This window comes from Stenotrophomonas sp. STEN021, assembly GCF_056760175.1.
On record NZ_JBRREH010000010.1, the window covers coordinates 13,727 to 25,523 of the forward strand.

Below are 11,797 nucleotides of genomic sequence, written 5' to 3' on the forward strand. Positions count from 1 at the left end.
CCGCAGATCGCGCAACCGCCGCTTGAGCCCCTCTCCCGCCTGCGGGAGAGGGGTTGGGGTGAGGGCAAGTTCTGCGCGGAAACCGACAGCGCTTGCATTAGCCAAAAAGGCTTGAAGAGCGGGTGAAGCACCCCTCATCCGCCCCTTCGGGGCACCTTCTCCCGCAGGCGGGAGAAGGGACAGCAAGCCGCTTGTCCGTCGGAATTCCCCATGTCCCTGCTAGACCGAATCTTCAAACTGCAACAGCACGGCACCAGCGTCCGTACCGAGGTGCTGGCCGGTATCACCACCTTCCTGACGATGTCCTACATCGTCTTCGTCAACCCGGAAATCCTCGGCACCACCGGCATGGACCCGGGCGCGGTGTTCGTGGCGACCTGTCTGGCGGCGGCAATTGGCTCGGCGGTGATGGCATTGGCCGCCAATTACCCGGTCGGCATGGCACCCGGCATGGGCTTGAATGCGTTCTTCGCCTTCACCGTGGTGGGTGCTGCAGGGCTGCCCTGGCAGCAGGCGCTGGCGGCGGTGTTCATTTCCGGCATCGTGTTCTGGGTCCTCTCACTGACCGGCATCCGCGCCTGGCTGGTGGCCGGTATTCCCGCCTCGTTGCGCTCGGCAATCGTCGCCGGCATTGGTCTGTTCCTGGCCATCATCGCGTTGCAGAAGTCGAACGTGATCGTTGCCAATGAAGACACCATGCTCACGCTCGGGCCGCTCAATACCGCGCCGCCGCTGCTGGCCCTGGCCGGCTTCCTGCTGATCGCCATCCTGGAAGCGCGCAAGGTGCGCGGCGCCATCCTGATCGGCATCCTCGCCGTCACCGGCATTGGCTGGGCGATCGGCTCGGTGCAGTACCAGGGCATCGTCTCGCTGCCGCCAAGCCTGGCCCCGACCTTCCTGCAGCTGGACCTGCCTGGTCTGCTGCATCACGACGGCGGCGCGCCGCTGGCGGTGTTGCTGCAGGTGGTGCTGGTGTTCGTGCTGGTGGAAGTATTCGATGCCACCGGCACCTTGTACGGCGTACTCGGCCGCGCCGGGCTGCTGAAGCTGGAAGATGGCAAGAAGCGCTTCAGCCGCGCATTGCTGGCCGACAGCAGCGCGATTGTCGCCGGCTCACTGCTGGGCACCAGCTCCACCACCGCCTTTGCCGAAAGCGCCTCCGGCGTGCAGGTCGGCGGCCGCACCGGCCTGACCGCGCTGGTGGTTGCCGCGCTGTTCCTGGCCGCGCTGCTGTTCTCGCCACTGGCGGCGATGGTGCCGTCCTATGCCACCGCGCCGGCGCTGCTGTTCGTCGCCGGGCTGATGCTGCGCGAGCTGGTGGAAGTGAAGTGGGATGACCTGACCGAATCGGTACCAGCCGCCCTCTGTGCGCTGGCGATGCCCTTCACCTACTCCATCGCCAACGGACTGGCGTTCGGCTTCATCGCCTACGCAGCGCTGAAGGCCGGTACCGGCCGCTGGCGCGAAGTGCATCCAGCAGTCTGGTTGGTGGCGGGTTTGTTTGTGCTGCGCTACGCGCTGGAGTGATCGCTGGCGCTGCGCAACCCAAACGTGAGCGGGTTATCCCACCCGCATCACCACCACGGTTGCAGCCAGCACAGCCATCATGCTGATCAACGAGAACAACCCCAGCGCCAACAGGCTGCGCCACATGGTCGACCACAGCGGCCGCGCCTGGAAAAACTGCACCAGCGACACAACGCTGTAAGCCATGCCCAACACTCCCGCCATGACCTGGGTGTACGGCACCCACCGGTGCACCGCCATCAGTACCGACCAGATGACAAAGGTCTGTACAGTCAGCAAGGTGGTGATCACCAGCCACTCAGGATAATTCAGCTTGCTGTAGCGGCTGAAGACCAAACGAAAAACGATGGCTTCGATGGGCAGTAGCATCAGCGTGAACGCCGCGAAGTGCGACTCGACCCAGGCGGAAACCGCCCGATTGGCAGCCATGAACTGCAGCACCTCGCCCGGCAATGTTCGGCCTGAAAGCATTGCCTCAGACGCACCGCCGTCCAGGATGCTTGTGCCGGTGATAAGCCGGTTCAACAACAGCACGGCCGCCGCCATCATCGTGATCAGCAACAGCGGCTTGACCTGGTTGCCACGCCGCCCTTCGATGTAATCGCGCAGCAACTTGCCCGGCTGCAGCATCAGCTGCTTGAGCGAATACAGGATGCCCCGGTCCATATGCAGCACGCTGTGCTCCAGTTCATGGCCCAGGAAATGCCAGTCAATACGATGCACCGGCGTTGGCTGCCCACAGTTCGGGCAATACTTCTGCTCAGGACCGCCGGCTACGCGATCGCAATTGATACAGCTGGTGTCGACGTGCATCCCCATGCACCGCCCCCGTTGATGGCAAGGCAGCATTCTAGAACGAGGCGGAGAATCTCCGCCATCGCCCCGCGATGAACAGCCAGCACCCCTTGCTGCGGTATCGCTTACCTGGGGTTGCCCACCACCATCTCGACGCTGGCCACGAACGGGACGCTTGCCCCAGGGCAAGAGCCGATCCTGCCCTTTCTTAGTTGTACTGAATGGTGAACGTCGCGGCACCGTTCGCCGTGCCGGGAGTCACCCTACCCACCCGGGTCTGGATGTAACGCGCACGCAAGGGCAGGCTCAGGGTACTGCTACCAGCCACGCTGGAGCCCAGCTCGATGTTCTCGGCAAACCGTACCGCCTTCTCGGCATTGCCGCTGAGCTGGACCAGCTCGATGCCTATACCCGCAGCCGAGTTCGCAATCGCACTCAACGGCAACACCCCCGGCAGATTGGATGCATCCTGCAACGCATCCAGCCGGATCCCGATCCTGCTCTGGAACTGCGCGACATTGCTACCCTGGCAGTCCAGGCGGATATCGAAATCGCGATTGATAGCGCGCGTCCCCACGCCGGCAAATGTGCTTGCAGGCACTGTCCCGAACTCGACGACGATGTTGCGGCTGCCCGCCTGCACCGAGCATGTTGGATTCACCACCGTGGTACCCGCTCCCTTGAACGTCGATACAAGCACCGGCTTGCCGACCCCATCTCCATCGAAGTAATAGGTCGTGAATCTGCCGCTGGGAGCGATCAAGCCAGAACCTGTGACTGGCGCCGTCTTGATCAACTCCACGCGAAAGAAACCACCGGCAAGATCCACCGCGCCGTTGGTATTCACCGGGAGTACGTGTGGATAGTACGCTTGCACCTGCCCGGAATCGCGATAGACGCGAATCCCGATGCCGGCGACATCAGTCGCACGAACATTGCTCAAGCCCGGCACCAGCGTTTGTTGTCGCGCATTGTTATAAATGCCGATGACGCTGCTGGCTCCCGTACATCTGCCCACACTGGAACGCTGATCGATATTCACCACCAACTCCTTGATCAGCCCGCCCACCGGCAAGCTCGGTAGTATCACCAGTTGCCCCATGTCCATCTGCACATCCTGCGGCACGAAAATGCCGGTGCTCAACGAGCAAGCGGCCTGCACCACAGGCGCCAGCGACGCCAACACAACACCAGGCAATGCTGCCCGCAACAGGCAGGCACGCTCATGAATCGATGACATATTGCCTCCATCGTTATGGAAGCCGGCAGCACTGCAGCTACTGGGCCGGCGGTTGATAAGCGATGCCGCAAAGTCAAAGACGACAACCACCTGGCGCAGCGCGCAGACGAGAGGTCGACTGATTTGTTTCGCACATACCTGCGTCGTGCCCGCTGTACATGCAGCGCGGCCGAACATGCTCAACAGGTTTTCCGTACGAGCGCAGGCTGCAGTTGACTGCAGTGCGATCCGACGCGTGGCGTCAGCTGTGGTTGAAGGTCAGGTCAAAATCACGGAAGCAAGCGGTGTTGCAATGGAACGAACGCCGCCCCGCACCGCCCGTCCACTTTCCCGCAGGGAAAGCCAACGATTCAATTCAGACAGCCAGCACCTTGATCGGCATAGCCAAGCACATAGGCAAGCACCTCCGTTTGCTAGTTGAATCGAACGCAATCAGGCGTATCGACTACACCACTGATGTCGGAGTGAACGCACGACACCACGCTTTAAAACCAAAGCAAATAATACAGAGCCAAAGCACCAACCGAACCCGAACGGGTGATTCCATGGGCCATCGGCCCGCCAAAAAAAACACAGACGAAACCCGGAACACTATCCAACAAACGGCAGCAGCTGTGCAAACACACATGCCCTGGATCAGCCCGGACCCGACAACAACATCGAAAACTTCATCAACACAACCACTCGGCCCGTATCGGCAAGGCGGTACAATTCAATTGTACTGGATCGTAAACGTCGCCGAACCTGCTGCTCTACCAGGAAGCACCGCACCCGCCCGGGTCTGGATATAACGGGCACGCAATGGCAGAACCAGTGTCCCAGCACTCATGACACCGGTCGCGAGTACCATGTTTTCTCCGAAACGCACAGGCTGCTCGCCCTGACTTTCGCTGCGGACCACTTGAATCGCAATACCGCTGGCTGCATCCGCAGAAACAGCCAACGCCAACGCCCCCGGAAAATTGGATGCATCCCGAAGGGCATCCACACGAATTCCCACCGTGGAATTGGCTACATTGGAGCTTTGACAATCAAGCTCGATATTAAAGTCGCGATTCGCGACAATGGCCCCAACTCCGGAGAACGCACTACTCGACACGGGACCGAAATTGACAGCGATGTTCTGGCTACCAGCACTAACCTTGCAGGTGGGTGGCTTGATAATTGCACCTCCGTTGCGAAGGTTCAGCGTAACCATAGGAGTTCTTGCATTATTCAGCACCTGCCCCACAAAAACCCCATCACCTCCAATTTTGCCACTACCTACAGCCGCACTGGTTTTAATCAATTCGACGGTCACAGTGGATGCTGGAATGCCCAAGATTTGCCCAGGCCGGTAGTATATCTCCGCAGGGTAGTAGGACGAGCTCAACCCGCCACCATTACCAGTCAATGTCTGCGTTATTCTGATTCCAATCCCGGGGACAGCGGTGATAAGCCCCCCCGGCACCCCTGAAACGTAGCCATTGGAAGTAGCTTGGAAAATCGCCAATGAAGAGCTGTTTGGTCCAAACGGGTCGCAGATGAAAGTAGTCGCGCTCTTCGGACTGATGTTAAAGCTACGCAAAAGAATTACCCCCCCAACCGGCAAGCTGGATGGAACACTAATTTCGCCTAGATTGATGTCGATGTTCTGCGCAGCGAAGCTTACGAGTGGATTGACGCGGCAATTAGCCGAAGCATGTTGGGAATAAGCCACTCCTAGCACTGCGAGCACGGCACCAGCAAACAAGCGCACCGATGGATGGATCACCGACATACCGTCTCCATTGAAGTTACTCCGAGCTGATCATCGCCAGAAACGGGCGCCACCTGATAGTCAAACACACAGCGCTGCGAGGCTTGCGAACCCCATTCAACCTGCAGCCGACCGCTATCATCCTCACTGCGCACATAGAGACGACCGCCCTGTCCGACCAGGCCAACCAGCTGCCCCTGCTCATCCTTTACGGAAGCGCCCAAAGGTAGCGACTGCCCTGCAGCACCGCGCACACTGATCAACAGTGCCCTGCCACTACGCGTTTGGAATCGAAGCAAACTGATAGCACCCGCGTAAGGTGCTATCGACTGGCTACTGGACTCCAGTTCAACATCACGTGACATCTCCGCCGGATCAAGGGTGACGGCGTTGAGCCGGTAGGGCGATACATACGGCACCACGGCATAACCGCGACCATCCACGCGCAATCCCAGTGCATTGGTCAAGCGTGCGTCGGTAGCGCCGGGAGCATGCACCAGCACCATCGTGTCGCCGCGATACGGAGCGAAGGTAACGCCACCGCCATGCACTACCGCGTTGCCACTTGCACTGAGCGACAATTGGCGGAAGTCGTCGGAGTATCCATAGGCGCCATTGAGGGTCGCATAGCGGCCTCGATAGCCTGCCGAAGCCATCACACTGCTGCTGCCATTGCGACTGTCGGTCAAGGTCAGTCCATAGTCGATATTATGGTCTGCGCCAGCCGAGCCACTGATGCCGATGCGACTGCTTTCGTAGCCGTTGCTGCGATTTCCGGCACCGCCATTACGCATGCCGATATCCGCATTGAACGCCATCGACCGACCACGCCTGCCCAATGGCATGCTCACGCTGAGCAGATATTGGGTATCGCGGACCGCGGGCAGACCTGCTTCGGTACGCACCGCCGAGAAACCAAAGTTCACCGCACGCCAAGCGTTGCTGTAGCCCACCTGGTACTGCACGCTGGTACCTGCAATATCGTAGAAATCCCGTACCGACCCAGTCACATACAGTGCACCCCAGCCTTTGGCCAGCGGCTGGTTCAAGGTCAACTGGAACTGACTGCGTTGCCGTCCGTAACGCTGCGCGTCGAACCCACGCGAAATTGCATCGCGATGGTTCAACGCATCCTGCAGGCTGTAGTAGCCACGGGTTGAATACCGGTACGCAGCCAGCGTCACATTGGTACCCAACGGACCAATCAGGTTGCTATAGCTCAGCCGCATGCTCGAGCCCCACCTATCCTGGCCTTCCTGAAAGCGCGAACGCGCATGCGTCATGTCAAACGACAATGCGCCTACCGGCGTTGCCAGACCGGCTCCGTACAATAGCGCGGCATAGTCCTGGCTCAACAGGCCACCGCCATACAAGGTCAGACGATTGCCGATGCCCCGTTGGTAGGTACCCTGCGCCAACCAGGGCTCATCCAGCAGATTCTCATTGCGCACCTGGCCAACCGTGAAGGCGTAACGCGACATCCCAGGGCGCAGCATCTGCGCGACCGCACCAAACGGGACCTTGAAGGAACGAGTGCGACCGTCGGCCTCGACAACACTCACGTCAAGGTCGCCGCCGTAGCCGGTTGGATACAGGTCATCGATGACGAAACTGCCTGGTGATACCGTGCTGGAGTAGATCAGCTGCTGGTTCTGCCGAATCTCCACACGCGCGTTGGTCTCGGCGATACCGCGTATCACTGGCGCGTAGCCACGCAGCGAATCAGGCAGCATGCGATCGTCGGTGGCCAAGCTGACACCGCGATAACCAACTGAATCAAACAACTCACCACTGGTGTAGGCCTCACCAACGGTGAGCGCCCCCCCAACCCCTGCGAATCCCCGCTGGGCATAGGTTGCAATACGCTGCCAATGGCTACCCGCACCCTCGTTCCAGGTCAGGTTGGAGTCCTGCCGAAACTGCCATCCACCCAGGTTCAACCCCAGGTTCAACCCCAGGTTCAGCCCAAGATAGGCACTCCGATTGCGCTGACTCACCACACCACGGGTCTGCCCATCCACCATATTGAAACTGTAGCCAACGAAGCCTGCATTGATGCCGCGGTCCCATAGCGCCGGATTCACATAGCCGCGTGCCTCCCGGCGCAGGTTGACCTGCGGGATGCTCAAGTCATAGCGCAGATTGCCACTGTCATAGATGCCGAATGCATTGGGCATGCGCTCCTGTACCTGGAAGCAGGAAGCTGCCGTGTTGATGCTGGTATTGGCATCGACCGCCTTCAGTTGCTCGGTGTCCACCCCAAGCTCCTCAAGCAGCGCGATGTCCAGGCAGGCGCCAACCTCGCCCTGTCCATTGGCGCGGAACGGCAGGTCGCGGCGTCCCTTCCAACTGCCGTTTACATAGATATCCACACGATAGTCACCCGCCACCATCGGATTGCCATTGCTGAAGGCGGACAGATCGACCTTGGTACCAGAACCGGAAAGAAAGTTGGAGTCGAACTGCGCAACTTCGGGAGCAGCTGGCCTGGCCGGGCCACCGCTTACCAACAACGCCTGCTCGCCGAGATTGCCGTTGGGCTCAGGAGCAGGTGCTGGCGCCGCCCATGCATGCAACGGCAGCGCCGCGCCCACCGAAATAAGGAAGATCGGCAGCAATCGGCCCTTGCCCACTGCTGCATCGACAACTGACCTCCGAATTGATGATGACAACCTGCTCTCAATCACACCGGCTTCCTTCAAAACGATCGCAACCGCGAACACGCTCAATCCATCGAGCTTCCACTCAGGGACCAGCCACTACGATGGCGCTGTTCTCTACCCTTCCGCCGTAGTCGTTGATGGTGATGAAGCGCACCTTGTCGACGGGGCCATTGGCATCCAGCAGCAATTGCTGGTTGGGGCCGACCATCTTTCCTTTCTCTTCAATCAGTCTGTCTGCGTTGGCGTTGACCGCATGCACCTCCGCCAACGTCACGTGGTAGGGCGTTGGATTCTCTGCGCGCAGCTTTCCGCCCGACCAGCTCCAGAGCAGCTTCGGCGGCGCATCGTTGGCGGTATCCGGCAACCCTTTGGGGCGATAGAACAGCTTGATCCGCGAGCGGAAAGCCACCTGCAGATAGTTCTGCTCTTCACCGGACTCTTTCGGCGATGGAGCGACATCCAGTACGTTCAACCAAAACAGCGACTCGCGATCCTTCGGCAGGTCGGCGCCGGTGAAGATCACCCGCAACGCCTGACTGCGGCCCGCCTCGACACGCGCGATAGGCGGCGTCAGCAAGAATGGAGCATCGCTGTTCTCCGCCGTCTGCTCGGGATTGCCGCTGTCGATCCAGCTTTGCACCAACGAAGGCGCCTCGCCGACATTGTTTACCTACACTGTGATTTCCCGCACCTGCTCAGGGTAGATCACCCGTGTCCCGCTGATTACCACGCCCGCCAGGGTCGGCGGGCAGAACGACACCATCAACACCGCGCCCAGCAGTGCTTTGGGGAAATGTGATTTCATCGCAGCCACTGCTTTCTTGCGCGGAACAGATTCCCTCGACCAGGCGTATTGCCGGCCGAGGGTCCCGACAACTGCAATCAGTTGTAGATGATCGTGTACTTCACGCTGCTGGTGACTTCACCCGGGGTCGCCGCACCTTGCGCGTAGTACTCAACCGCGTAGTTCAGGTTTGCCGAGCCGTCCGCAGCAACAGTGACCCATTGCGAATTGGTCTGCGGCTGGCCGGCACCTGCCGCCGTGATCGGCAGCGCAAGATTGTTGCTGCCCAGCAGCTGCAGCTGCACCTGGGTTGCTGCGTTGGCGGTTGCGGTGTTGTTCAAACGACCGCTACTGGCATCGATGGTGGCACCCGGCTCGAAGTAGGTCGCCACATTGCCGGAATCGCATTGGGTCAGACTGATCGAGAACGGCGTGCGGCCGGCAACCTGACCACTGGCGGCCAGCGCATTGGCGCCAACAGTCGGCAGTGTCACGGTGAAGTCCTTGCCCTGCGGCGTGGAAACGGTGCAGGTCTTGTCGGTGATTTCACCATTGAAAGTAATGGTGCCGTCGGCGGCGCTGGCGACGAACGGGACTGCGGCCAGTACGAGTACTGCGATGATGTTGACGTTGCGCATTGCGATTACCTTGCTCTGATTGAGTGGAAGTGGGTCCGGGGCAAGCAAGGAGTTCAACGAAGCAACACTCAGTCCTTGACTCGCTTCCCGATCAGAACTCGACAGCTGCTGTTCGAGAACTGGACGAGAAGTTATCAGGAACAAATGTGACGCTCTCCACATAAATTGCCAATTAGCCATTCCAATCAAATCTGCAACAGCCCTTCGCATGACGCTTGCACATGCAGCACATGCGGGGGATCTCGTGTACCCGGATTCCATCCAGCACAGTTGATCAGCCAGAAATTCAAGCTGCGGTGGATTTGGAGCGACTTGATCGTGATCACTCAACACGCGTGATGTCCGCGAGCAGAACGGAATGTTGCCTCTTCTGCTCTGCTTCCCACAGGCGCCTACTGAAGCTCCCAAACGCGGAGTACGGCCATGATTCGTTCTCTCCTGCTAAGTGCGGCGTTGCTTTCGATCACTTCGGCAACCAACGCAAGTCAAGGCACCATTCGCTTCGTGGGACGCATAGTTGATTCGGGCTGCAACATTGGGCTGGTGCGCGATCAGCAACAACTGAACCTGGATACCTGCCCGATGTCTGCGCAAGGCGCGCAGCTGCAGGTATCCACCCTGGCAACCGGCGATGTCATCACGTTGGCCGCCTACCACAAGCAGGCAGGCCTTTCGGCGCATCCAGGCGAAGCTCCCGAGCGCGTTTTTTCCCAGAGCTATGCATTGCAGACTCGCCCCGGGCAATCGGCAAAAGCAGGCTATCTGGTGGTGGTCACCTATCCGTGACATCCCCGACGGCAACCGGCAGGCTTGAAGGCCTGCCCGGTTCCGGTGCAGTCAACCACCATCATCCGACACTTGAGCTGCATTCACCGAGATCGGCGACCCGGGCCCATCATTCGACGCGCAGCGATGCGTGGATCCTGAAATCGGGCTATACCACAGGCCCTGGCGTTAACTCGCGGGGTCACGCTGCGGACACACGCGCTGCATCCTGGACTCGAGCCGCCCGCACACTCCAGACAGCCAACAACAGCAACCACCCGAGCGCATACATCGACGCAACAATCATCTGCGTCCAGATGCCCGGCGCGAACTTGCACAACGCCATCGCTCCACTCAGCGCAACCACAGCCACAATGGGAAGGCGCGACATCAAGGGATCGGCCAGCAGCGCGTAGCGCCGCAGGAACAGACAGGCCGTGAGCAGGCAGCCGGCCAGCGCTGCCCAAGCGATGCCCGCGATGCCGGTGACCGCGGGCACCAGCAACAACACCAGCGCATTGAGACCACTGCCCATCAATTCGTAGCGCATCGGCAACACGGTGTTGCCAATCGCATAAGCGTAGCGTGCGAGCAACGCATTCCACGCGCCAAATACAATCACGCAGGCAAACCACGCCAGCAACATCGGCAACGCGCCCTGCTCCATGCCGGCAGGCAGCAACAGCTTCACCAGCGATGGCGCGCTGGCAATCATGCCGGCCGCGGCGGGAATGGTCAGGGTAGCCGTCACCAGCAGCCCGAGACGTAGTGCGTTGCGTCGAGCGGCCTCGTCTTCGCCCAGCTGCGCCATGCGCGCCAGCACCACTTGATTGAGGCTCATCAGTGCGACCAGCGGCAGGTTGACCAGCTTGCGCGCCAGATTGACCAGCGTGATCGCGCCTTCGCCCAGGAACGAGGCACAAATGCGCTCCAGCAAGACCAGTCCTTGGCTGGCACCTGCACTGGCGAGCAACGGCCCAAGCCGACTGTACAAGCCGTACGCATCGGCTTGCTGCCAGTACCAACGCCACGGCCGCCAGCCACCGCGCCACAGCAGCGGCAGCACCGAGAGCAGCATCAACACCGCACCAGCAACAAAGGCCCAGGCCAGATCGCGTTCATTGGTTGCCGAGCGCTGCATCAACAGCAACAGCACCGCCGGCAGGTTGTACAGAAACGAACCCAGACCAGCCACCAGGAAGCGTTGCTGGGCCTGCCCTATCGCTGCTGCCAATGCATGCACCAGCAGCATCGGCACCACGCAGGACAGAATCAACAGGCTGGACGCGGCCGTATGCTGCACGCCCGTCGCCAGGCCAGGTCCGATCAAGCGGACCCAGATGCCCGCGCCTGCAGCCAGCGCAATCGTGATCAGCGCGCCCACCAGCAGCAGACCCAGCATCTGCGTGGACACCCATGCGGGTTGCCGCGGACCTTCCAACTGCTGGTACAGCGGCAACGCGGCGGACGACAACAGGCCTGCAGCCAGCGTCATGCGGATGGCTTCGGGCAGGAACAACGCGACCAGGAAACCATCACTGCGCGCACCTGCGCCCCAGGCATCAACCAACAGCCATTCGCGGCCGAAGCCGAGCGCGAGCCCGGCCACCGTCACCAAGGTCAACCAGAGCGTGGCGCGGAACATGG

General features: G+C 60.4%; 10 protein-coding genes and 1 pseudogene. 2 read left to right on the top strand and 9 right to left on the bottom strand.

Annotated features, from left to right (window positions below; genetic code table 11):
• Window positions 1-210: 210 nt before the first annotated feature.
• Complete coding sequence (locus ACVOL0_RS03420) at window positions 211-1,527, top strand: NCS2 family permease (protein WP_282266305.1); 1,317 nt, start codon at window positions 211-213, stop codon at window positions 1,525-1,527.
• Between the two features lie 33 nt (window positions 1,528-1,560).
• Here ACVOL0_RS03420 and ACVOL0_RS03425 read toward each other — a convergent pair whose 3' ends face one another.
• From ACVOL0_RS03425 to ACVOL0_RS03460, 8 genes and pseudogenes are all read right to left on the bottom strand, one after another.
• Window positions 1,561-2,250 (bottom strand): DUF3667 domain-containing protein, encoded by a 690-nt coding sequence (locus tag ACVOL0_RS03425; protein WP_481544355.1) that lies wholly within the window; start codon window positions 2,248-2,250, stop codon window positions 1,561-1,563.
• Window positions 2,251-2,530: 280 nt separating this feature from the next.
• A complete protein-coding gene (locus ACVOL0_RS03430; RefSeq protein ID WP_481547936.1) occupies window positions 2,531-3,562 on the bottom strand; it encodes a fimbrial protein in 1,032 nt (343 codons plus the stop codon).
• Between the two features lie 712 nt (window positions 3,563-4,274).
• Window positions 4,275-5,321 carry a fimbrial protein gene (locus tag ACVOL0_RS03435; RefSeq protein ID WP_481547909.1) on the bottom strand — a complete coding sequence of 349 codons (1,047 nt, stop codon included), beginning with the start codon at window positions 5,319-5,321 and terminating at the stop codon, window positions 4,275-4,277.
• Window positions 5,312-7,933 carry a fimbria/pilus outer membrane usher protein gene (locus ACVOL0_RS03440; RefSeq protein ID WP_481547910.1) on the bottom strand — a complete coding sequence of 874 codons (2,622 nt, stop codon included), beginning with the start codon at window positions 7,931-7,933 and terminating at the stop codon, window positions 5,312-5,314. Before ACVOL0_RS03440 ends, ACVOL0_RS03435 begins: the two co-directional genes overlap by 10 nt.
• Before the next feature lie 112 nt (window positions 7,934-8,045).
• Window positions 8,046-8,327, bottom strand: a complete 282-nt coding sequence (locus tag ACVOL0_RS03445; RefSeq protein ID WP_481547937.1) for a fimbrial biogenesis chaperone — start codon at window positions 8,325-8,327, stop codon at window positions 8,046-8,048.
• A 9-nt stretch (window positions 8,328-8,336) separates the two neighbouring features.
• A pseudogene (locus ACVOL0_RS03450) lies at window positions 8,337-8,621 on the bottom strand (fimbria/pilus periplasmic chaperone); the annotation flags it as partial.
• Window positions 8,622-8,633: 12 nt separating this feature from the next.
• Window positions 8,634-8,768, bottom strand: a complete 135-nt coding sequence (locus tag ACVOL0_RS03455; RefSeq protein WP_481547911.1) for a hypothetical protein — start codon at window positions 8,766-8,768, stop codon at window positions 8,634-8,636.
• Between the two features lie 77 nt (window positions 8,769-8,845).
• Entirely contained in the window at window positions 8,846-9,385 is a 540-nt protein-coding gene (locus ACVOL0_RS03460; protein WP_481544352.1) for a fimbrial protein, read from the bottom strand.
• A 423-nt stretch (window positions 9,386-9,808) separates the two neighbouring features.
• Between ACVOL0_RS03460 and ACVOL0_RS03465 the strand changes: the two genes are divergently transcribed.
• Entirely contained in the window at window positions 9,809-10,171 is a 363-nt protein-coding gene (locus ACVOL0_RS03465; protein ID WP_481544351.1) for a hypothetical protein, read from the top strand.
• A 181-nt stretch (window positions 10,172-10,352) separates the two neighbouring features.
• Here ACVOL0_RS03465 and murJ read toward each other — a convergent pair whose 3' ends face one another.
• A complete protein-coding gene (gene murJ / locus ACVOL0_RS03470) occupies window positions 10,353-11,795 on the bottom strand; it encodes a murein biosynthesis integral membrane protein MurJ (RefSeq protein ID WP_481547912.1) in 1,443 nt (480 codons plus the stop codon).
• Window positions 11,796-11,797: the final 2 nt, after the last annotated feature.

Bases quoted from the DNA above. Each gene is read 5' to 3' on its own strand.
- ACVOL0_RS03430 (WP_481547936.1), bottom strand. From the start codon at position 3,562: ATGTCATCGATTCATGAGCGTGCCTGCCTGTTGCGGGCAGCATTGCCT.
- ACVOL0_RS03455 (WP_481547911.1), bottom strand. From the start codon at position 8,768: ATGAAATCACATTTCCCCAAAGCACTGCTGGGCGCGGTGTTGATGGTG.
- ACVOL0_RS03435 (WP_481547909.1), bottom strand. From the start codon at position 5,321: ATGTCGGTGATCCATCCATCGGTGCGCTTGTTTGCTGGTGCCGTGCTC.
- murJ (WP_481547912.1), bottom strand. From the start codon at position 11,795: ATGTTCCGCGCCACGCTCTGGTTGACCTTGGTGACGGTGGCCGGGCTC.
- ACVOL0_RS03420 (WP_282266305.1), top strand. From the start codon at position 211: ATGTCCCTGCTAGACCGAATCTTCAAACTGCAACAGCACGGCACCAGC.
- ACVOL0_RS03460 (WP_481544352.1), bottom strand. From the start codon at position 9,385: ATGCGCAACGTCAACATCATCGCAGTACTCGTACTGGCCGCAGTCCCG.
- ACVOL0_RS03465 (WP_481544351.1), top strand. From the start codon at position 9,809: ATGATTCGTTCTCTCCTGCTAAGTGCGGCGTTGCTTTCGATCACTTCG.